General features: G+C 63.4%; 20 protein-coding genes. 19 read left to right on the top strand and 1 reads right to left on the bottom strand.

Annotated elements, in window-relative coordinates; translation table 11 throughout:
• Positions 1–795 precede the first annotated feature (795 nt).
• Positions 796–1,128 (top strand): hypothetical protein, encoded by a 333-nt coding sequence (locus IVA75_RS38545; protein ID WP_027569329.1) that lies wholly within the window; start codon positions 796–798, stop codon positions 1,126–1,128.
• Positions 1,129–1,557: 429 nt separating this feature from the next.
• Positions 1,558–1,833 (top strand): hypothetical protein, encoded by a 276-nt coding sequence (locus IVA75_RS38540; RefSeq protein WP_027569328.1) that lies wholly within the window; start codon positions 1,558–1,560, stop codon positions 1,831–1,833.
• Positions 1,834–1,978: 145 nt separating this feature from the next.
• Here the strand turns inward: IVA75_RS38540 and IVA75_RS38535 are convergent, their stop codons facing one another.
• Positions 1,979–2,857, bottom strand: a complete 879-nt coding sequence (locus IVA75_RS38535) for a MurR/RpiR family transcriptional regulator (RefSeq protein ID WP_247282353.1) — start codon at positions 2,855–2,857, stop codon at positions 1,979–1,981.
• A gap of 318 nt (positions 2,858–3,175) precedes the next feature.
• Here IVA75_RS38535 and IVA75_RS38530 point away from each other — a divergent pair, with 318 nt between their 5' ends.
• From IVA75_RS38530 to IVA75_RS38450, 17 genes are all read left to right on the top strand, one after another.
• Positions 3,176–4,717 carry an ABC transporter substrate-binding protein gene (locus tag IVA75_RS38530; protein WP_247282352.1) on the top strand — a complete coding sequence of 514 codons (1,542 nt, stop codon included), beginning with the start codon at positions 3,176–3,178 and terminating at the stop codon, positions 4,715–4,717.
• Positions 4,718–4,796: 79 nt separating this feature from the next.
• Positions 4,797–5,741 carry an ABC transporter permease gene (locus IVA75_RS38525; RefSeq protein WP_247282351.1) on the top strand — a complete coding sequence of 315 codons (945 nt, stop codon included), beginning with the start codon at positions 4,797–4,799 and terminating at the stop codon, positions 5,739–5,741.
• An 11-nt stretch (positions 5,742–5,752) separates the two neighbouring features.
• A complete protein-coding gene (locus tag IVA75_RS38520; RefSeq protein WP_245287846.1) occupies positions 5,753–6,598 on the top strand; it encodes an ABC transporter permease in 846 nt (281 codons plus the stop codon).
• 3 nt (positions 6,599–6,601) lie between these two features.
• Complete coding sequence (locus IVA75_RS38515) at positions 6,602–7,576, top strand: ABC transporter ATP-binding protein (protein WP_247282350.1); 975 nt, start codon at positions 6,602–6,604, stop codon at positions 7,574–7,576.
• On the top strand, positions 7,573–8,538 hold the full coding sequence (locus IVA75_RS38510; RefSeq protein WP_027569322.1) for an ABC transporter ATP-binding protein: 966 nt from the start codon (positions 7,573–7,575) through the stop codon (positions 8,536–8,538). The genes IVA75_RS38515 and IVA75_RS38510 overlap by 4 nt, the downstream gene beginning before the upstream one ends.
• Before the next feature lie 341 nt (positions 8,539–8,879).
• Positions 8,880–10,130, top strand: a complete 1,251-nt coding sequence (locus tag IVA75_RS38505; protein ID WP_247282349.1) for an ABC transporter substrate-binding protein — start codon at positions 8,880–8,882, stop codon at positions 10,128–10,130.
• Positions 10,131–10,259: 129 nt separating this feature from the next.
• The gene (locus tag IVA75_RS38500; protein WP_027569321.1) at positions 10,260–11,087 is read left to right on the top strand and encodes an AraC family transcriptional regulator; all 828 of its coding nucleotides are present in this window, start codon (positions 10,260–10,262) and stop codon (positions 11,085–11,087) included.
• 200 nt (positions 11,088–11,287) lie between these two features.
• Complete coding sequence (locus IVA75_RS38495; protein WP_247282348.1) at positions 11,288–12,298, top strand: branched-chain amino acid ABC transporter permease; 1,011 nt, start codon at positions 11,288–11,290, stop codon at positions 12,296–12,298.
• Between the two features lies 1 nt (position 12,299).
• Entirely contained in the window at positions 12,300–13,433 is a 1,134-nt protein-coding gene (locus IVA75_RS38490; RefSeq protein WP_027569319.1) for a branched-chain amino acid ABC transporter permease, read from the top strand.
• Entirely contained in the window at positions 13,426–14,208 is a 783-nt protein-coding gene (locus IVA75_RS38485) for an ABC transporter ATP-binding protein (protein ID WP_007593014.1), read from the top strand. Before IVA75_RS38490 ends, IVA75_RS38485 begins: the two co-directional genes overlap by 8 nt.
• Positions 14,201–16,414, top strand: coding sequence for an ABC transporter permease (locus IVA75_RS38480; RefSeq protein ID WP_247282347.1), 2,214 nt, complete (start codon positions 14,201–14,203; stop codon positions 16,412–16,414). The genes IVA75_RS38485 and IVA75_RS38480 overlap by 8 nt, the downstream gene beginning before the upstream one ends.
• A 3-nt stretch (positions 16,415–16,417) precedes the next feature.
• Positions 16,418–17,251 carry a phosphoenolpyruvate hydrolase family protein gene (locus IVA75_RS38475; protein WP_247282346.1) on the top strand — a complete coding sequence of 278 codons (834 nt, stop codon included), beginning with the start codon at positions 16,418–16,420 and terminating at the stop codon, positions 17,249–17,251.
• Positions 17,252–17,276: 25 nt separating this feature from the next.
• The gene (locus IVA75_RS38470) at positions 17,277–20,180 is read left to right on the top strand and encodes a flotillin family protein (protein WP_247282345.1); all 2,904 of its coding nucleotides are present in this window, start codon (positions 17,277–17,279) and stop codon (positions 20,178–20,180) included.
• A 9-nt stretch (positions 20,181–20,189) separates the two neighbouring features.
• A complete protein-coding gene (locus IVA75_RS38465) occupies positions 20,190–20,627 on the top strand; it encodes an SRPBCC family protein (RefSeq protein WP_007593021.1) in 438 nt (145 codons plus the stop codon).
• A gap of 5 nt (positions 20,628–20,632) precedes the next feature.
• The gene (locus IVA75_RS38460; protein ID WP_247282344.1) at positions 20,633–21,082 is read left to right on the top strand and encodes an SRPBCC family protein; all 450 of its coding nucleotides are present in this window, start codon (positions 20,633–20,635) and stop codon (positions 21,080–21,082) included.
• Positions 21,079–21,897 (top strand): FAD binding domain-containing protein, encoded by an 819-nt coding sequence (locus IVA75_RS38455; protein ID WP_247282343.1) that lies wholly within the window; start codon positions 21,079–21,081, stop codon positions 21,895–21,897. The genes IVA75_RS38460 and IVA75_RS38455 overlap by 4 nt, the downstream gene beginning before the upstream one ends.
• A 5-nt stretch (positions 21,898–21,902) precedes the next feature.
• The gene (locus tag IVA75_RS38450) at positions 21,903–22,379 is read left to right on the top strand and encodes a (2Fe-2S)-binding protein (protein ID WP_007593025.1); all 477 of its coding nucleotides are present in this window, start codon (positions 21,903–21,905) and stop codon (positions 22,377–22,379) included.
• The last annotated feature ends 11 nt before the right edge of the window (positions 22,380–22,390 follow it).

Below are 22,390 nucleotides of genomic sequence, written 5' to 3'. Positions count from 1 at the left end.
GTAAGCGCATGCACGCTGCAGCAAGGCTAATGTTCACCGCGTCCGAACGCGGCTTCGCTTGAGCCAGATCAACGAATTGAATTGTCCCAAACACGGCCTCGCGTAGTGCCGCACGGCTTGGTCAGTGTCAGTGACATGCCCTTTAGTACGATGGCCGGGAGAGCAATTGCAGAGATGCAGCAGGCAAGGCAGAATTCTCACCGCGTACATCGAGCTTCTGGCAGGGAGGGCCGATGATGAGCCAATTCGAACTGAGCTCGCGTGCAGCACTTTGCCGGCAGCTTGCAAGCGAGGATCCGGCAAACCAAACGGCCTAGATGGCCGAGGCAAGAAGCTGGAAGCGCCTGGCGGCCCAGGCGCTTCCTGATGAGCACCGATGGAAAGGCGGTATCACCGCCCGGCTATTCTTCGCCTTCAACCAATTGGTCGCGGCGCAACACGAGCCTACGCCGGCAGAAATGATAAAGAGCAGATCCAAACGCGTCATGCCGTCTCGGAGCTTGTCACCGACGGCCTGACGCATCCGAGCGAGAAGCGTTCGCACGATGGCATACTTGGCTCAAGTGTGGAGAGAGCCGGTGCACCACGTGACAGCATGCTTTCCGATGCGACCCGGCGGGCTGCACTCGACGTCAAAGCGTCGTCATCCAGATTCCCTTAACGCGATCCGAACTTGACCCGGTAAAATCGAAGACGAAGCAGATGCGATTTGTTGAATCCCTTGATCTAAAGCAAGCCACGGCCCTGGTGCTGCGTTGGTCTTATGACGTTGAAGTTCATTTTTGGAGAAGGTCCATGAACTCAGCGAGCGCAAGGAAGATTGCCGCTGCCGTCGCCGTCCTCGTATGCGGCACGACGTTGTCCATCGGCTGGAACGACCAAGGCGGAATTTCGCTGCAGGTCGACAAGGCGCAAGCGGCGACGCGATTATACGTCACTCCCTATTATCGCGGTCACTACTACACGAATGACGGTCTGCCCTGGTACGCGGTGCGAGCCTATTATTTTGGCGGACCGTGGAGCTACGGCTATAGCGGCTGGACCGACTATGCGGCGCGCAACGGCATCGGTTGCGTCCCAGGCTCGTTGGTGAAGGGCGGCGAAGGCATCATGTACGTGTGCCAATAGAGCTTTATGATGGCGCGATGGGCGGCGCTCATTAAGCCGCCTCTCGCGCTAGTCTGCGCTCAGGAGGTGACGGCTGAGGGGAGGATACCATGACCTATGTTCTGGTCGTCATCAGCTGGCTTGGCGTCGCGAATGGCGCCGTCATATCGACACATGAATTTCAAGCGCAGAGCGTTGCGAAGCAGCCCGGACGGCGCTGATGGAATACGCGAAAGCGCGCAGCAGCGACGAGACACTGAGGCCGCTCTGCATACAGAAGTAAAAAAGCGGCGAAAAGGGTGACGCATGTACCCGAACCCGACTGAATCGTTCTGGTGTTTCGCTTTCGCTTAAAAGCTTCACGATTTCGACGGTTCCTTGATCTTGATCAATGGTCCGAGCGCCAGTCCGTGGAGCGATCCAAATTCACTCTCACAGGCGGAGACTATCATGAAGCGTGGTTTGGTCACAAAGCTATCACTCGCGGTTGCCGTGGTCGCCCTCGGAGTGTCCGGCTCGATCGACTGGTCGGCGGAGGAAGGCCTTTCGCTCTCGCTCGGCCGGGCTGAAGCACGAGTCGGGCGGCCCTTGACGCCCGTATCAGTCGCCGGCGTAGCACGGCGCACCACCAGGCGCGCGGTCGTCGGCGGCGCAGCAGTTGGTGCAGCCGCGGTCGGCACGGCGTGTGTCCGCGTTCTGGTCAATGGCAGCTACGTCTGCCGCTGATAGTCGTCGTTGCCGGCTTTGAGCACCGCATCCTGCCGGATGGTTTTTCTGCGGGATGTGCGGTTCAGGTTTCACAGCGCGATTGATGTTGCCACATGCGAGCGGCATGCACCGACCAAATCCTCATTGGGCCACTGTAAATATTTCAGTCCCCCAGCGGCCCTTTGGCGTCCCCGTCGCTCCCCTTCAGCAACTCGTATTTAATCCGCCGCATGCGGGCCTGGGCTTCGAGCGGCTTGCAATAGGCGGTTGACGCTGCGAGCAGATCGATGGTGGCGAGAAATGCATAGCGCGACGCGGTCGGCTTAAGCGCGTCTGGCGCTTCGGGCACGTGCACGCCAAGCGCAATATCGGCGATTGAGGCCAGCCTGCTTTGCGGCTTTGTAATTGCGACGACCAAGGCGCCGTATTGCTTGGCGATAGTGGCTGCCTCGATCACTTCGTTCGCCGCACCGGTGGTCGAGATGGCAACGACGACGTCATCCCGCCCGAAGGTCGCGGCGATCATGCGCATCAAGCTCGGATCGGAGGCATGCGAGACGGCGACCCCAAGACGAAAGAACCGGTTCTGAACTTCCGCCGCCGCAAGAGTGGAACCGCCCCCCACCCCGAACGCAGCAAGCTTCGAACAGCGGGAGATCGCTTCGGCAGCCCTCTCGATGTCGTCCTTGCGAAGTCCCTCCTCGGCAGCGGCAATTGCACGACGAATTTCCTGAAACACCGACCGCCAGAGCGCGGGGCGTGCCAGATCGGTCCCGACATGCGGGGGAGGCTCAACGTAAATCCGCCCAACCGCCATTGCTTGAGCCAGCCTCACCTTGAGGTCGCGGACGCCCCGGCAACCGACGGAGCGGCTGAACCGGGTTACCGTCGGCTCGCTGACGCGCGCCCGGCGGGCCAGCTCGGAATTGCTGGCGTGAACGGCAAACTCCATATCGGCCAGCAGCACCGTGGCAACGCGCTGCTCCGACGGACTGAGGCTTGGAGCGCTCTGCCTGATAAGGGAGATGATGTCGCCGGCCACGACATTGTCGTCGCCCGACGGCTTCGAGATCGCTGCACCAACGGCTCTCGCCGGATGATTTCGCTTTGCACGCGCCATTGCCTGCCCTTCCCCAGGTCAGATCCACCTGCGCCCTTGGCGGGAAGCTGCCGTAAGAAACCTTCAGCATCGACCAAACGTATATCGGCATGCCCCATCAAAAAATAGCATTTTCCGCTTGATAATTGGCAAATTGTGTATGTAACTTTCAAACAACCAATAGCGTGCCAGCAGCCCAACAGCTGAAAGGCACATCCCCTGCACCGGGAAGCAGGCGGTCAGCAAGGCGGGAGGGCGATCATGAGATACGGTCCAAGTGTCTTGATGCGTGGCGTCGTGGGGCTGGCCACCGCGTCATTCTTGCTTGCACAGGCCAATGCCGCCACGCTGCTGCGCGAAGCCACCATCGGAGAACCGCCGCCGCTCGATGTCATGCTGACGACAGCCGACGTCGCATCGGTCATCGGCCGCCACATCTTCGAGACCCTGTATGCGCTGGATTCGACCTATACGCCGCGTCCGATGCTGGCCGAGAGCGATCGCACGGAAGACGGCGGTCGGACCATCATCATCAAGCTCCGCGAAGGTGTCCTCTTCCACAACGGCAAGGAGATGACCGCCAAGGACGTGGCCGCCTCGATGACGCGATGGGGCAGTTTCGGTGCCCGCGGCAAGCTCCTGATGGCGGCGGCTACGTCGGTCGAGGCCACCGGACAGTATGAAGTCACCCTGAAATTGTCCGCGCCGAACGGCGCCTGGAAGGCTCTCATTGCGGACGTCAATGGCGGTCTTGCGATCTATCCGGAAGACATAGCCGCCAAAGCGGGGAACCGGCCGATCGAGCAAAAGGACTATATCGGCACCGGGCCTTACAAGTTCGTGGAGTGGCGGCCGAACCGCTATGTCGAGGTGGAGAGGTTCGACGGCTACAAGCCGGTGAAGGAAAAGGGTGACGGCTTCGCCGGCGCCCGCGTTGCGAGCTTCGACAAGATCCGGTTCATTCCGGTGCCTGACGTCGGAACGCGCGTGAGCGGCGTGCAGGCGGGCGACTACGACTATGCGGAAATGATCTCCGGTGATCTGTACGAGTCCCTGAGCAAAGATCCATCGGTTCAGGTGCAGCGTACCAACGCGCCGATCTTCGGCCTGTTCTTCATGAACTCGAAGCAGGGAATCCTGAAGGACAATTACAAGCTTCGCCGCGCCATCCAGACCGCGCTGGATAAGTCGCAGGCACTGCGCGTCGCCTTCGGTCCCAAGGACCTGTGGAATGCTGAAGGATCGATCTTTCCAAACGGCACACCCTGGTACTCGAGCGAAGGCGTCTCCAATTACAGTGCGCACGACCCGAAGAAGGCCAAGGAGCTCGCAAAGGAGGCGGACTACACGGGGACGCCGATCCGCCTGCTGGTCTCGACGAACTACCAGGCACACTATGACGAAGCCTCCGTCTTCACCCGCCAGCTGGCCGACGCCGGGATCAATGTTCAGATGATGGTCGTCGATTGGGCTACCCTTCTGAAGATGCGCGGCCAGCCGGAACAATGGGACATCTTCGTCACCCACCATTCCTTCGCGCCCGACCCGCTGCTGCTCACGTTCTTGAATGCGAGCTATCCCGGCTGGTGGGACAGCCCCGAGATCGGCTCGCTTAGAGCCGAGTTGATCAACACGACCGATCCAGCCGCGCGCAAGTCGACATGGGACAAGATCCAGTCGCTGATCTATGAGCAGGTACCGGTGATGAAAGTAGGCGACGCCTACACCTATGACATTGCATCTCCCAAGCTCAAGGGGCTCAACCCAAACGGTCCCGTGTTCTGGAATGTGTCCACGAAGTAAGGACGGGCAATGAGGCCACGAAGACTGTCGAGCGCCGGCGCCGGCGCGCATCGTTGCAGCTGACCAGGCCCTCAATCACATGTGGTCTTACGCATTCAAGCGCGCAGCAACGACGGCGGTGACGCTGCTGGCAGCGTCCATCATCATCTTCGCGTTCATCCATATCGTACCGGGTGACCCGATTTATGTTCTGCTCGGTGACACCGCGACCCCCGACCAGATCGACGCCTTGCGACACCAGCTCGGTCTCGACCAACCGATTATCCTGCAATATCTCACTTGGGCCGGCCATGTGCTCGAGGGCGACCTCGGGCGGTCGATCTTCTTCCAGGCGCCCGTGCTGTCGGTAATTGCCGATGGCGCCGAGACCAGCACTTTGCTCGCCACCATGACGATGATCTGGGTTGCGGTCATCGGGGTGCCGATCGGCATGATTGCGGCGGTCCGGCACGGCACGTGGCTCGATCAGGGATTGTCCGGCGGGGCGATGCTGATGGCCTCGATACCCACGTTCTGGGTCGGGCTCTATCTGATCCTGATCTTTGCCGCCTGGCTTGGTTGGTTTCCGAGCTCCGGCTATCCGTCGATCTTCGAAGGTGGTGTCGTCAATCTCCGCTATCTCGTCCTCCCAAGCCTGGCGCTTGCGGCTCCGAATGCCGCTTTGATCCTGCGGCTGACGCGCGCCAGCATGCTCGACGTCTCCCGGGAGGACTACGTGCGCACGGCCCGTGCAAAGGGAATTCGGCCGTGGCAGGTCGTGCGTCGCCACATCTGGCGTAATGCACTCCTGTCGGTCGTCTCGGCCTTCGGCTTCACCTTCGCCGCACTACTGTCCGAAGCGGTGGTGACCGAAACCGTGTTTGCCCTGCCCGGTATCGGTCGCCTCGTCGTTCAGTCGATCCTTCGCCGAGACTACCCTGTGATCCAGGGCGTCATCCTGGTCATCGTGGTGGTTTATCTCCTGATCAATCTGATCGTCGATCTGAGCTATCGTCTGCTCGATCCGCGGGTTGAACTGCAATGAGCAGCGACAGCGTGACATTGTGGCTCAAGCCGTTCATCGCCCGCCCGATCGCGCTGGCCGGGCTCGGGGTTCTTCTGGCGACTGTGCTCGCCGCGGTCTTCGCACCCTGGCTGTCGCCTTACGATCCGTATGCCATCGATCCCCTGATCCGTCTGACGCCGCCGAACGTGACCCACTGGTTCGGCACCGATCAATTCGGCCGGGATACCCTGTCGCGCACCATTCATTCAGCACGCATGGCGCTTCTGATCGGCTCGGGCGTGGTCGTCTTCGCTCTCGCGACAGGCGTTCCCGCCGGCGTACTCTCCGCTCTGTTCCCGCGGCTGGGTCACCTGCTGATGCGCATAGTCGACGTGCTGATGGCTTTCCCGACTCTGCTTCTCGCACTCGGCCTGATTGTCATCTTGAGCCCGAGTGTGGCCACCGTCATTCTGGCCATCGGGATCGGCTACATGACGACGACGACCCGCATCGTCTATGGACTGACACTGCGCTTGCGCGCGGAAACCTACGTCGAGGCGTCTCGCAGCATGGGCGCCGGAGCGGCGTGGCTCATCAGTCGGCACATCTTGCCGAACCTGGTCTCACCACTTCTCGTGCAGGCCAGCTTCGTCTTCGCGTTCGCGCAGCTCGGCGCGGCTTCACTCGACTTCCTGGGCCTCGGCGCCCCGCCGGACATTCCGAGCTGGGGCAATATGCTGGCGGAATCGCGGACCTTCATCACGCGCGCTCCGTGGCTGCTCTTCTTCCCGGGCATGATGATCGTGGCGACGGCATTTTCTCTGAACCTGGTCGGCGATGCATTGCGCGATCGACTCGATCCGCGGTTCCGTCAAGTCTTCGGTGAGAAGGGTTAGGCCGTGCTGACAGTTTGCGACCTTACGGTGTCAGTGGGGCCGGAAACCGCGCCGGTCGACATCGTCGCGGGCGTGTCCTTCGGATTGGCCAAGGGCGAGATCCTTGGTCTCGTCGGCGAGTCCGGTTGTGGAAAGAGCATGACCTCGCTTGCGGTCATGGGATTGCTGCCGCAGCCCGGTCCTCGGGTCCGGGCCGGGCGGGTCCTGTTGGAGGGCTGCGACGTAACGCAGCTGCAGCCCTGGCAACGTGTCGAAGCCGGCCAGGGCCGCATGGCAATGATCTTTCAGGAGCCGATGACCTCACTCAACCCGGTCCGTCGGATCGGCGATCAGATCGCCGAAGCCGTACGCGTGCATGAGGGAATTTCGGGCGCAGCGGCGCTCGTCCGCGCTCGCGAGCTGCTCGAACTGGTCCGCATGCCCGACCCCAAAATGCAGCTGTCCGCGTATCCACATCAGTTGTCGGGAGGCCAACGCCAGCGGGTCATGATCGCGATTGCGCTGGCCTGCAGGCCACAGGTGCTGGTCGCCGATGAACCGACCACCGCGCTGGACGTCACCATACAGGTTCAGATTCTCGGGCTCTTGCGCGAGCTCTGCAATCGGCTAGATATGGCGATATTGTTCATCACCCACGACATGGGAGTCATTGCGCAGCTCGCCGATCGCGTTGCTGTCATGTACGCCGGCCGGATTGTGGAAACCGCGGCAGTCGATGCGCTGTTCGGCGCACCCCGTCATCATTACACCCGCGGACTGATGGATTGCATGCCGTCGCGAAATTCCGGCGCGCGCCGGCTGCCTACAATTTCTGGTCAGCCGCCGCTGCCAGGTTCGGTCGCTGCTGGCTGCGTGTTTGCCTTGCGTTGCGCAGCGGTACGCGATGAGTGCCGCGTGGCGACCCCGCCTCGCCTGGAGGCCTCCCAAGGGCACGAGGTGCTCTGCGCATTTCCACTGGCCGGCGGGGAGCTGCCATGAGCGGCAATGCCATCCTCGACGTCCGGGACATGATGGTCTCGTTCAGTGCCAGGCGAGCCGGTCGGAAATACCGGGTGCAGGCGGTGGATGGTGTATCGCTGTCGCTGGCCGAAGGCGAGGTCCTCGGGATTGTCGGCGAGTCCGGCTGCGGCAAGACCACGCTGGGCCGCACCCTCGTCGGGCTGGTCCAGCCCGACAGCGGCAACATCAAATTGAAGGGAACCGAATTGATCGGAGCCGGCGGCTCCGGCCTCCGTGAGAAGCGTCTAAGTGTTCGAATGGTTTTCCAGGATCCCAATGCATCGCTCAACCCGCGGCGCGCAATTGGAGATTCGGTGGCGGAGGCGGCCGACATCAGCGGCTTCTTCAAGAGCCGCGCCGAGCGAAGCGCGGCCATAGCTGCCACCTTGACGGCCGTCGGGTTGAACCCCTCTTTCGCCGCTCGCTATCCCTACGAGCTGAGTGGCGGGCAGCGGCAGCGGGTCGGAATCGCACGCGCCATTCTTCCCACCCCGTCCATCATCGTTGCCGACGAGCCGGTCTCGGCCCTCGACGTTTCCGTGCAGGCGCAGGTGCTCAATCTGATGATGGATCTGCGTGACCAGTTGGGACTATCGATGCTCTTCATCTCGCACGACCTTGGCGTGATCGGACAGATCAGCAGCCGCGTTGCTGTCATGTATATGGGCCGGATCGTGGAGCAGGCCGGGACGCGGACGGTCCTCGATTGTCCGCTCCATCCCTATACGCGCGCGTTGGTGGCAGCAATTCCGAAGCCCGATCCATCGAAACGGATCCAGGGTGCGATCGAAATGGGTGAACCGCCAAGTCTCTTCACGCGACCGCGCGGTTGTGCGTATGCGCCCCGCTGTCCAATGGCCAGCGATCGCTGTCTCGTCGATGTGCCACAACTTCGATCCGTCGGTGCGGACGGTCGGACAATCGCCTGCCACAACGTATAACCAGCGAGTGCCGCGCGCGGCGAAATCACGCAACGCCTACGATTGATTTCTCCTCTATTCGAGCGATCCTGTTCACGCGGCCGCAGTCGCAACCGCCATGCGGCTGGCGAGTGCCAATTCCGGGATGCCTGACGCCTGTTGCACCGCGATGTTAATCGCGACGCAACATTCAAAATGAGACTGCCCGTTAAGCCGCGCACGGCTCCGACACGTGCACTGCATCCGAGTTCGGATAGCCTCCCTTTCAAGAACCGTTGGCCTTGTCCGAACGCCGCACCGCGCGGCGGACGCGTCAGGGCGCGGTGAAAAACAGCGACAAAGAACGCCCTGGGAGGAGAGCAATGTTGAAAGGCAGTCTAGGACTGATCGCGTTGAGCAGCCTGTTACTTTCGGGCACCGCCTTCGCACAGGAGAAGATCAAGGTCGGCGTCACCGCGACGCTCGAAGGTACCTACACCGTGCTCGGCGAGGACGGTATCCGCGGCTTCCAGACGGCCCTCAACGTGCTCGGCAAGAAGGTCGGCGACAAGGAACTCGAATTTGTCATCGCTTCGACCGACGCGACGCCGGACTCCGCCGTGCGAGCCGTGCGCAAGCTGATCGAGCAGGACAAGGTACAGATCCTGCTGTCGCCGCTCTCTGGCGACGAAGGCATCGCGGTCAAGAATTTTGCAAAGACCCATCCCGAACTGACCTTCATCAATGCCGCCTCCGGGGCCCAGGAAACGACCTATGTCGATCCCGCTCCGAACTTTTTCCGCTACAACATGGACGGGGCGCAATGGCAGGTGGGCCTCGGCAAATACGCTTATGACCAAAAGAAGTATCGCAAGATCGCGACCGTCGGCGAAGACTATTCCTTCATCTATACGCAGGTGTTCGGCCTCGTGCTCGAGTTCTGCGGTGCTGGCGGACAGGTCACCAACCGGCAATGGGTGCCGCTCGGCACCAAGGACTTTGCCTCGGTTATCGCCGCACTGCCCGACGACGTCGACGCAATCTATCTCGGCCTCGGCGGCGCCGACGCCGTCAACTTCCTGAACCAATACCAGCAGGCCGGCGGCAAGGCGCATCTGATGGGCGGTTCGATCATGATCGACCAGACCATCCTGTCGTCCAAGGGAAACGCCAAGAATGCCCTGATTGGCACGCTGGCCGCGAGCGGCCAGGCCGATACCTGGGAGAACCCGAGTTGGCAGAAGTTCGTGAAGGACTATCAGGAGGCGTTCCCGCCCAACAAGCGCTTCCCGAGCCCATCGCTGCTCGCCACCAACTATTATGGCTCGACAATGGCGCTGATCCTGGCGCTGCGTCAGGTCAACGGAGATCTCTCCAACAATCAAGCCAAGTACAAGGAGGCCCTTGCCAAGATCGAACTCGACGCACCCAACGGAAAGATCAAGCTGGACTCCAACCGCCAGGCGATCGGCACCAACTTCGTCACCGAGGTTGTCGACGACGGCAAGGGCGCGCTGTTCTCAAAGGTCGTGAACGTGATCCCGAACGTCAACCAAACGCTCGGCTACGATCCCGCGGTGTTCGCCAAAATCGGTTTACCGAGCCGCACAGTACCGGAATGTAAGAAATACTGACCTAGTCTAGTTCGCGAACGATGACCGGCCGGGGAGAGATTTGCCAGAAGCGCGACACGTGCGCCCTTGCATTCTCTCCCCGGTTGTTGAACGCTACCAAAAAATACAAGAGCTTTTGGGAGGAGAGGCATGAGCCGGGCGCTCGCCGTCTTCCACGGCCGCTTTGGTCGGGCGACGGTCTATCAGTTGAACCGCCCTTTCAACATCCACGCACATCGCGAAGGTCATTTGATCTTCCATGTCGGCGGGCGTTCCGCATGCATCGATGTCAGCGACGGACGCTACGAGCTCACCGAAGGGTCCGTCGTCGCGGTCAATCCGTGGGAGCCGCATAATTTCCTGCCGTCCGATCTCGAAGGCGGCGCCGTTTTCTTCGTGCTCTACGTCAATGCGGAGTGGTTTGCGCCCGATGCGCCCGGCGCCGACCGCCTGCGCTTCGGCCGTACCCAGTTCACGCGGTCCGTTGCGCTGGACAAGCATATCAGGCACGCAGCCGCCCTCGTGTGCGGCGCTCCCTCGCTCAACAGCCTCGATGGCGAGCTGAGAAGCCTGATCGACATCTGTTATGACGAAAGCTGGCAACAGGCGGCGACCGCGCGCGATCCACGCGCAAACGGCTCCGTCACGGATTTTCGCGTTCGCAAATGCATCAAGATGATGTCGGAGAGTCCTGGCGCCGAGATCGAGCTCGACACCATCGCGCGCGAATCCGGCCTGTCGCGGCCGCATTTCTACCGGCTCTTCCGCACCCAGACCGGCGTCACGCCACACCTCTATCTCAACACGCTGATGATGGAGCAGGCACTGGAGGCGCTGGTGGCGAGCGAAGCGCCGATCGCTGATATCGGCTTCGATCTCGGCTTCTCATCCCAGAGCGGATTCACCCGCTTCTTCGCCGCCAATGTCGGCATGGCGCCGACAGATTATCGCCGCGCGGCCAAGGTTTTGCGCGCCTGAGGCCACGCGAAAAGATACTCACGATCAAGCGCCTCCCTTACAGCCGCATTAGGATGCGCCAAACGCGGTCCCGAAACAAGGATCGCGCGCGATAGGGAGCGCACGTGCATGGCAGGGCTTGCGGCCGGCAACGGTCTGCGTGCCCCTCCGCCCCGCTTGCGGGGCGAGAGATGGGGTGACGTGAAGACGGAGCGGCGATCATGACCCGCTTTGTCGAACGCCATCCCGCCTGGGCACTGATCGTCATCATCGCGATCGCGTTAGCACTCTGGCTGATTTTCGCGGTCTGGCCGCAGGGCGTTGAAGATGCGTTCGGCCGCAAGCGGGTCTTCCTCAACGCGCTCTTCAACGGCATCACGCTCGGCGGTCTCTATTTCCTCGTCGCCAGCGGTTTTACGCTGATCTTCGGCCTGATGCGCAACGTCAATCTCGCACACGGCTCGCTCTATTTGTTCGGCGGCTATGTCGGCTACGCCATCAGCGCCGCCACCGGCTCATGGGTCCTCAGCTTCATCGTCGCTTTCATCCTGACGGCGCTGGTCGGCGTCCTGCTCCAGGTCCTCGTCTTCCGCCGCATGGAAGGCCAGGACCTGCGCCAGACCATGGTGACGATCGGACTCTCGATCGTATTCGCCGATTTAATGCTGTGGGCTTGTGGCGGCGATTTCTATCAAATCCAGACTCCGAACTGGCTGATCGGACCCGTGGAGCTTCCGCTGGTCACCGCGGTCAAATCCTCAGGCGAGCCGGTCTATCTCCGCTATCCCATGGTCCGACTCGTGATCTTCGCCGCCTCCGTCGTGATCGGCGTGGCGATGTGGCTGGCGCTCAACCGCACGCGCATCGGCATGATCATCCGCGCCGGGGTCGACGATCGCGACATCCTGGCGGCGACCGGAGTGCGGATCCAACTCGTTTTCGTGGTGGTGTTTGCGCTCGGCGCCGGCCTCGCCGGCGTCGCCGGCGTCGTCGGCGGAACGTTCCAGTCGCTCTCGCCCGGCGAGGATATCCGCTTCCTGCTCGCCTCCCTCGTCGTCGTGATCGTCGGCGGCATGGGCTCGATCCCGGGGGCTGCGCTGGGCGCGCTTATCATCGGCCTCGCCGAGCAGCTCGGCTCGGTCTACATCCCAACCTACGCCATCGTCGTGACCTTCCTGATCATGGTTCTGGTGCTGGCAATTCGGCCGCAGGGCCTGTTGGCGAGGCGCTGACATGTCCCTCGCTCACGACGCCCGCGTCCCGGTTCGTCCCACCGCTGCTGTGCAACGCTCCAGATTGCGCGGATGGCCGGAGATCGACAATCCGGCGGCCTGGACCGTCGCGGCCATTCTCCTGATCATGCCCCTGATCGCCAACGGCTTCTTCCTGATCGAGATCTTTGCGACCACGCTGATCCTCGGAACCATGGCGCTGAGTCTGATGTTTCTTGCCGGCTATGGCGGCATGGTCAGCCTGATGCAGCTCACCATCGCGGGTTTCTCCGCCTATATGGTCGCGGTGTTTGGCGTCAGCGGCAACGCCAATATCAGCCTGGGATGGCCGTGGTGGCTTGCGGTCCCGATGGCGCTCGCGCTCGCGACCATCTTCGGCACGCTCGGCGGCGCGCTGGCGGTACGCACCGAGGGCATCTACACCATCATGATCACGCTCGCGATCGGCGCGGCGTTCTATTATTTCACCAACCAGAACTGGGCGATTTTCAACGGCCATACCGGCATCAATACCGTTGCCACGCCGCATTTCTGGGGCGTCAACTGGCGTGCCGACATTCCCTTCTATTATATCGTCCTCGCGGTAGCCGCGCTGTGCTACTTCGCCGTGGACTACATCTCCCGCGCACCGTTCGGCCTCGCGCTGCAAGGCGTACGCGACAATCCCCGCCGCATGGCAGCGCTCGGCTTCAACGTCAATGCGCATCGCGTTGCGGCCTACGCCTTCGCGTCGTTCGTCGCGGCGCTGGCTGGGGTACTCCAGGTCTGGAACTACCGGCAGATTTCGCCGGGATCCGTGAGCGTTGGAGCGTGCATCGATATCCTCATCATCGCGATCGTCGGCGGCATCACGCGCCCCGTCGGACCCTTTATCGGCGCGCTGATCTTCGTGCTGCTGCGCACCTTCGCACTCGACTTCCTGGTCAAGCTGGGGCTCGACGGCAACCGCTTTCGCCTCCTGATCGGCCTCGGTTTCCTCGCGATCGTGTTCTGGTCCTCGGACGGCGTCATCGGGCTCTGGCAGAGCTGGCGGCGCCGCCAACGCTCCGGCGCGGCAAGTTCAAGTGGACGACATGGCCGAGAACTTGGCCGAGACTCTGGCCAAGGATCCACCCAAGGATCCCGCCATGGATAGCGTCGCGCAACGCCTCTCTGTCGTGGGCGCCGGCGCGGCGCTGGAGCTGCGCGGCGTGACGCGTCTGTTCGGCGCGCTCGCGGCGCTCACCGACATCACTATTACCGTCCGCCCCGGCGAACGGCGCGCCGTGCTTGGTTCAAACGGCGCCGGCAAGACCACGCTGTTCAACTGCATCACCGGCGACTTCCCACCCTCTTCCGGCACCATCCGCTTCTTCGGCGAGGACGTCACGCACTTCCCGCCCTATGAGCGCATCCGCCGTGGCCTGCGCCGGACTTACCAGATCTCCGCGCTGTTTCCCGGCCTCACCGTCCAGGATAATGTCTACCTCGCCTGCCGTGGCGTCTCACGCGGGCGCTTCTCGTTTCTCCGCCCCGGTCAGAACGATGCGTTGATGCACGCGGCCGAAAATCTCGTGCAGGCCGTCCATCTCTCGGGCGTGAAGGATCAGCGCGTTGCCGAGCTCGCGCATGGCCAGCAGCGCCAGCTCGAGATTGCACTTGCGCTTGCCGGCGCGCCGCGATTCGTCCTGTTCGATGAACCCGCCGCGGGACTGTCGCCGACCGAGCGTGCCGAGCTGATCGAGATATTGACCTCCCTGCCCGCGCATATCGGTTACATCATCATCGAGCACGACATGGACGTGGCCCTGCGCGTCGTCGAGAGCGTCACAATGATGCATAACGGGCGGATCTTCAAGGAAGGCCGTCCGCAGGAGATCGAGTCCGATCCCGAAGTGCAGGAGCTTTACCTCGGAGGCGGCCATGAGTGAGGTCCGCCGTACCGCCGCCGCGCTCGAAGTCCGCGGCCTGGACGTCTATTACGGCCATTCGCACGCGCTGCAGGGCGTGGACCTGACGCTCGAGGCCGGCGTGTTCTCGGTCGTCGGCCGCAACGGCATGGGCAAGACCACGCTGTGCAAGGCCATCATGGGGCTGGTGCCGGTCAGCGGCGGCTCGATCCGCATCCGCGGCGATGACATCACCCGACAGCCGCCTGCCCACATAGCCCGACTCGGCGTCGGCTACGTTCCGCAGGGCCGGCGGCTATGGCGTTCGCTCAGTGTCGACGAGCATCTGCAGCTTGCCGCCGGCTTGCGCCGCGGCGCCTGGACGGTCGAGCGCATCTACAAGACGTTTCCGCGGTTGGCCGAGCGCAAGGATCACGGCGGCGGCCAGCTCTCCGGCGGCGAACAACAAATGCTTGCGATCTCCCGCGCGTTGCTCACCAACCCGCGGCTCCTGATCATGGACGAGCCCACCGAGGGGCTCGCGCCGGTCATCGTGGCCCAGGTCGAGGAGATGCTGCTACGGCTTGGCGAGGACGGCGAGATGTCCGTGCTCGTGATCGAGCAGAATATCGGCGTGGCGACGGCCGTGTCGCGTAACGTCGCGATCATGGTCAACGGCCGCGTCAACCGCATCATCGATTCGGTGCGGCTTGCCGCCGATCGCGAACTGCAGCAGCGCCTGCTCGGTGTCGGAATGCACGCCGGACTCGAGCTCGACCTCGACGTTCCGCCGGCGGATACGGAACCGAAGCCTTCTCCGCAGCAGACGCGGCCAGGCGGCGCGATCCGCATCTACATGTCCAACCCGACGCCGCCGACACGCTGGTCGCAACCGGTGCCGATCGCCCGTATCGAGGCCGCGGCCCGCACGTTCTCGACACAGGTGATGCGTCTCGATGAGACGGCACGACGCCGGCGCGAACCGGTCGCGGCACAAACGCAGGGCTCTCCGGTGGTGCTCGTCGTCGGTACGCTCGACACCAAGGGCACCGAGCTCCGCTTCATCCGCGACATCATCGCCGGGACCGGCCTGCGAACCCGCCTGGTCGATGTCTCCACCAGCGGCAGGCACGCGGCCAGCGACGTCTCCGCCCAGGAGATCGCCTTGAACCATGGTCGCGGCGGATCGGCGGTATTCGGACCCGACCGCGGCGCCGCCGTCACCGCGATGGCCGAGGCCTTCGCCAGCTGGCTGCGGCGCCAGAGCAATGTTGCCGGCGTGATTTCGGCCGGCGGCTCGGGCGCAGCGTCACTGGTCGCGCCCGGTATGCGGGCCCTTCCTGTCGGAGTGCCGAAACTTATCATCTCGTCCGTCGCCTCCGGTGACGTCGGGCCCTATGTCGGCCCCGCGGACATCACCATGATGCATTCCGTCGCCGACGTGCAGGGCCTCAACTCCATCTCGCGCGCCGTGCTGGCCAACGGCGCCAACGCGCTGGCTGGCATGGTCAAGGCGCGCCTTGATCAGCATGCAGGAAAGGATCGGAGCGACAGCGGATTGCCGTCGGTCGGCATCACCATGTTTGGTGTCACTACGCCGGCGGTGCAGAAGATCGCGGCCGACTTGCGCGAAGATTTCGAGTGTCTGGTTTTCCACGCCACCGGCGTCGGCGGGCGCTCAATGGAGGCACTCGTCGATTCCGGGCAGCTTGCAGGCGTCATCGACCTCACGACCACGGAGGTCGGGGACCTCCTGATGGGTGGCGTGTTCCCGGCGACCGACGACCGCTTCGGCGCCATCATCCGCAGCCGGGTGCCTTATGTCGGCTCGGCGGGCGCGCTGGACATGGTGAATTTCGGCGCGCCCGAGACCATCCCGGAGCGCTACCGCGGCAGGAAATTCCACGTCCACAACCCGCAGGTTACCTTGATGCGGACCACGGCGGAGGAGAACGAGCGCATGGCGCACTGGATCTCCGATCGACTCAACCGGATGGACGGCCCGGTGCGCTTCTTCCTGCCCGAGGGCGGCGTCTCCGCGCTCGACGCGCGAGGACAGCCGTTCTGGGATCCGGACACTGATGCGGCGTTGTTCCGCACGCTTGAGCGCAACGTGCGGCAGACCGCCAATCGTCAGCTCATCCGCGTTCCCAAGAACATCAATGACCCCGAGTTCGCCTCCACCATTGTCAGCGCGTTCCGAACACTGTTCGGCCGCACTGGGGCGCGCCGGAGACTAGCGAGGTGACCGATGGCCCGGTTTGAACGCGCTGCACTGTTGAAGCGCTTCCGCGACATGGCAAGGCGCGGCGAGCCCATCGTCGGCGGCGGCGCCGGCACCGGCCTTTCGGCCAAATGCGAGGAGGCCGGCGGTGTCGACCTCATCGTCATCTACAATTCCGGCCGCTACCGAATGGCCGGCCGAGGCTCGCTCGCGGGATTGATGGCTTACGGCGACGCCAACGCCATCGTGCTGGAGATGGCCGGCGAAGTGCTGCCCGTCGTGACCAGGACGCCAGTGCTCGCCGGCGTCAATGGGACCGATCCGTTCCGCGACATGGATCTTTTTCTGGACCAATTGAAAACGCTTGGCTTCGCCGGTGTGCAGAACTTTCCGACCGTCGGCCTTATCGACGGCGTGTTCCGCGCCAATCTCGAAGAGACCGGCATGTCCTATGCGCTCGAGATCGACATGATCGCAAAGGCACGCGAGAAGGACCTGCTGACGACGCCCTACGTCTTTAGCGAGAAGGAAGCCGCCGCGATGGCGATCGCGGGCGCGGATATCATCGTCTGTCATCTGGGCCTGACGACCGGGGGCACCATCGGCGCGCAGACCGCACTCAAGCTGACGGATTGCCCGGCGCACATCGACACCTGGGCCTCCGCCGCGCTCGGCGTCAATCCGGACATTCTGGTGCTCGCTCATGGCGGACCGATCTCCGATCCGGACGATGCTGATTTCATCATGAGGAACACACGAAATTGCCACGGCTTCTACGGCGCCTCCTCGATGGAGCGGCTGCCGGTCGAACGGGCGCTGACGGATCAGGTTCGCAAATTCAAGGCGATCGGCGCGCGATAACGCCGAAAGGTCGAGGGAGAGAAACATGTCAGGGACTCTGGTCGGTGAATTGATCCTTTGGCTGATCGTCGCCGTCGTGGTGATCGTGGTCGGCGTCTACATCGTGAACTGGCTCTATCACCGCTCGTCCAAGGAGACCTCATTCGTTCGTACCGGCCTGCTCGGCGAGCGCGTTGTGATCAACGGCGGCGCCTTCGTGCTGCCGTTCATCCACGACTACACGCCGGTCAACATGAACGTGCAGCCGATGGGCATCGTGCGCTCGCGGCAGGACGCCGTGATCACCCGTGATCGCATGCGCGTCGACATCGAGGCCGATTTCTATGTCCGAGTCCAGGCGACTCGCGAAGCCGTGTCCATCGCGGCTGCCACGCTCGGCCGCCGTACCATGGAGCCCGAACAGCTCCACGCCCTCCTCGCCGGCAAATTCATCTCGGCCATTCGGTCCGTTGCCTCGGAGATGACCCTCGAGCAGATGCATGAGCAACGCGGAGAGTACGTCGCCCGCCTCAAGGCGAACGCGGCCGAGGCACTTGCCCAGAACGGACTCGAGCTGGAGTCAGTCGCGATCACCGATCTTGACCAGACCGATCTCGAATTCTTCAACCCCTCGAACCGTTTCGACGCCGAAGGTCTGACCCGCCTGATGGAGGATATCGAGGCCAAGCGCAAGCTGCGCAACGACATCGAGCAGGATTCGATGATCAAGATCCGCTCTCGCAACCTGGAGGCCGAGCGGCAGGCGCTCGAGATCGAGCGCGAAAGCGAGACGGCGCGCCTCGAACAGGAGCGTGACATCGAGATGCGCCGCGCCCTGCAACGCACCGAGGTCGCGCGCGAGCGGGCCCTGCGCGAGACCGAAGCGGAGCAGGCGCAGATTTCCGCCCGTGAAACGATCGAGAAGGCGCGAATCGCCAACGACCAGGCGATCGCCGAAGCCCGTATCGCCTCGGAGCGTGAGACCCGCCAGCGGGAGATCGAGCGCACCCGCACCATCGAGGAGAAGGAACTGCTGGCACGGGAAGAAATCGAGAAGGCCCGGATCGCCAACCAGCGCTCGATCGATACCAGCCGCATCGCTTCCGAGCGCGAGGTGCGCCAGCGCGAAATCGAGCGGATGCAGACCGTCGAGGAAGCCGAGATCACCGCCCGCGAGGCGATCGAGAAAGCGCGTATCCAGCAGGACCGCGTCGTGACCGACGCCCGCATCGCCAACGAAGAGGAGACCCGGCGCCGCGAGATCGACCGGACCCGCGCCGTGGACGAAGCCGAGATCGCTGCCCGCGAGACGACCGAAAAGGCCCGCATCGCCCAGACCATGATTGTCAATGTCGAGCGCATCGCATCCGATGAGCGCACCCGTGCGCTGGAGATCCAGCAGGTGCGTAACATCCAGGAAGCCGAGATCGAGGCGCAGCGCGCGGTCGAGGCGGCGCGCATCGCCCGCGAGCACAGGCTCGCTGTCGAGCGCATCGCAGTCGAGCAGAATACGCGGCAGTTGGAGATCGAACGCAACCAGACGCTGGAAGTCGCAGAGGTCACCGCGCGCGAAGCCACGGAAGCTGCCCGCATCACTCAGCAAGAACGCGTGCGCTCCCTGGAGATCGCCCGCAACCGCGCCGTCGAGGAAGCCGACATCGCCTCACGCGAAGCCATCGAAGCCGCCCGGATCGCGCAGGAGAAGTCCGTTGCAGCCGAGCGTATCCAGGCCGAGCGTGACACACGTGCGCTCGAGATCGAGCGCACAGCCGTGCTCGAGGCCGCCGAGCTGAAGCGTCGCGACACCATCGAGCGCCAGCGCATCGGCGTCGATCTCGCGCTAGAAGCCGAGCGCATCACCTCCTCCAGAAAGCGCGAAGTCCTCAACATCGAGCATAAGAAGGCGATCGAGATCGCGGACGAGGACCGCGTCATTGCGCTCTCGACCAAGAAATCCGAGCGCATCGACGCCGACCGCCAGGTCAGGCAGGCCGAGATTGTCGCGCGCAAGGAGATCGAGACCACGGACGTCTCGCGCGAACAAGCGCTGGAGGCGGCGCGAATCGAACGGCGACGTTCGATCGAACAACTCGAAGTCGCCCGTGTCCAGTCGCTTCAGGAAGCCGAGATTGCCGCGCGCGAAGAGGTCGACCGCGCCCGCATTGCCTCCGATCGCGGCCTCGACGAGGCCCGCATCGGCCGCGAGCGCGAGCTGCGCAAGCTTGAAATCAATCGCGAGAAGGAGGTCGAGACCGTTCTGATGGAGAAGGCGATTGCCATTCACCTGAAGTCGCTCGAAGAATCTGCGGCCAAGGCCTCGGCCGAGGAAGCGCGGGTGCATGCCACTGAAGCCACCGAGCGCGTCATTACCGCACGCGAGAGCGAGATCGCGAAGCGCCGTAAGACCGTGGAGATCCTGATCGCCGAGAAGCAGGCCGAGGAAACGCGAATTGCCGCGGAAGCCGAACGGATCCGCGCTGCAGTCGAGGCCGAGGCGCAGCGTATGCTCAACGAGGCCGAGAACGTGCTGACCGACCAGGCACGCTACTCGCTGTTCCGTAGAAAGCTGCTCGACCGCATCGAGGGTATCGTCCGCGAGAGCGTCAAGCCGATGGAGAAGATCGAGGGCATCCGCATCCTTCAGGTCGATGGCCTCAACGGCAACGGCCATGGTGGCAATGGCGGCCGTAGCGCCACCGACGAGGTGATCGACTCGGCGCTGCGCTACCGCGTCCAGGCGCCGCTGATCGACTCGCTTCTGGCGGACATCGGCGTCGAAGGTGGCAGCCTCGCCAAGATGCCAGGCCTGATCCGGGAAGCTCGCGACATGCAGGGCATCAAGGACTCCGCACGCAAGGGCAGCGACAGTGGCGGTGGCGAGAAGCCAGCTGCTGCGCCCTCGCCCGACGGGGAGCCGCCCCCCGAGCGCAGCCCCCGGAAGAAGAGCTGAGGTGGCACCATGGCCCGGGTCTACGTCTCAACCGTCGTCAACGCACGCAACGATCGCGTCTGGGCGCGGGTGCGCGACTTCAACGGTCTGCCGAACTGGCATCCCGCGATTGCGGAAAGCCGCATCGAGGGCGGCGAGCCATCCGACAAGATCGGCTGCGTCAGGGATTTTCGCCTGCGCAATGGCGATCGTATCCGGGAAAAGCTGCTTGGCCTGTCCGATTACGACATGTTCTGCACCTATTCGATCCTCGAATCCCCGATGGGGGTCGAGGACTACGTCGCGACGCTTCGGCTGACGCCGGTCACGGATGGCGACCAGACCTTCATGGAATGGACCGCCGAGTTCGACTGCGCACCCGAGCGGGAGGCGGAGCTCGTCGCGAATATCGGCGGCGGCGTGTTCCAGGGCGGCTTCGACGCCCTCAAACGCCAGTTCGGAGGCTGAGCGCCGTGCCGCACATCGTCAAGAGCACGATCCTGGACGCGCCGACCGGCTCCGTGTGGCCCGTACTGCGCGACTTCAACGGGCACGATCGCTGGCATCCGGCGGTTGCGACCTCCACGATCGAGCGCGCGCAGGCTTCGGACAAGATCGGCTGTGTCAGGCGGTTCAAGCTGCAGGACGGCTCCGAGCTGCGCGAGCAATTGCTGACGCTGTCGGATCTGGAGCAGACCTTCAGCTATTGCCTGCTCGATACGCCGGTCCCGATGTTCAACTACGTAGCCCACGTCCGCCTGCTGCCCGTGACGGACGGCGACCGCACCTTCTGGCACTGGGAATCCCGCTTCTCGACACGGCCGGAGGACAAGGATCGGATCACCCACATGGTCGCGGAAGACATCTACCAGGCAGGATTCGACGCGATCCGCCGGCACCTCAAGGAGGCTGTGTCAACATGACCGTGACGGTGAAGACCTTCATGAGCTCGAGCGAGGCCGCCGCCGCGCTGTCGTCCGATCGTAACGCGCGCTATCTCGGCGGCGGCACGCTGGTGATGCGCGCACTGAACGAAGGCGACATCTCGATCTCGACCGTCGTGCGAGCAAATGACCATGCCTTGACGCGCATCGCCCCCTCCGGCCCGCGGATCACCCTGGGTGCTGGCGTCACTTTCGCCCAGATTCTGGGCGAGCGCGACCTTGCTTTCCTGCACGCTCCCGCCCGCTCGATCGGTGGCCCGGCGGTGCGCAACATGGGTACGGTGGGCGGCAATCTGTTCGCGCCCAGTCCCTATGGCGATTTCACCGTCGCCCTGCTTGCGCTCGATGCCACCGTAGCCCTGCAAGGCGGCTTTGGATCGCGCGACATTCCAATTGAGGAGTTTTTGCAGTCGCGCGAAAGGCAGGCGGGGACGCTCGTGCTGTCGGTGTCGTGCACGCGACCGACCAGCGCGGAGGCTTTTCGCTACCGCAAGGTCGCCCGGATCAAGCCTAAAGGCGGCTCCGTCATCACGCTCGCTGCACATCTGCCTATCAGTGGCGGACGGATCGCCGGTGCACGAATTGCATTGGGATCGATGGCGCCGACGCAAATACGTGCGCGGGCGGCCGAACGCGCTCTCGAAGGCCGCGCGCTCGATGCCGCGACCGTCGCGGCCGCAGCGTCTGCAGCCGCGGAAGGAACATCGCCGTCCGACAACGCGCTCGGCAGCGCCTGGTACCGCCGCGAGATCGTCGGCGTCCATCTGCGTCGTCTTCTTTTGGGTCAGGAATAGATCGTATGGCCAAGACTGCCCTGCAATTTCGTCACAACGGCAGCGATGTCGCCATTTTCGTCGACGGCGGCACCAACCTGCTCGTCGCGCTTCGCGAATTGATCGGCGACATGACGCCGAAGTTCGGTTGCGGCCAGGGCGGCTGCGGCACGTGCAGCGTCCTGATCGACGGCGAGCTCCATCTCTCCTGTCTGACGCTGGCCGAGACCGTCGCCGGCCGCTCCGTCGAGACGCTGGATAGCTTGAAGCAGGGACCGAACCTCCATCCGCTGCAGCGCGCCTTCGCCGAGAATTTTGCTGCCCAGTGCGGCTATTGCACGCCGGGCATGCTGATGGCCGCCAAGGCGCTGCTCGACCGCAATCCCTCCCCGAGCCGCGCCGAGATCGTCGAGGCGATCTCCGGCAACATCTGCCGGTGCACCGGTTACGAGCCGATCATCAACGCCATCCTCGCCGCCTCCGGCGGCCGGGTGAGCGCCTGAAGGACCACATC

This window comes from Bradyrhizobium sp. 134, assembly GCF_023074155.1.
Classification (GTDB): Bacteria; Pseudomonadota; Alphaproteobacteria; order Rhizobiales; family Xanthobacteraceae; genus Bradyrhizobium.
The sequence above is the reverse complement of the archived record's forward strand: the minus strand, read 5'-3'. Positions and strand labels throughout refer to the sequence as shown.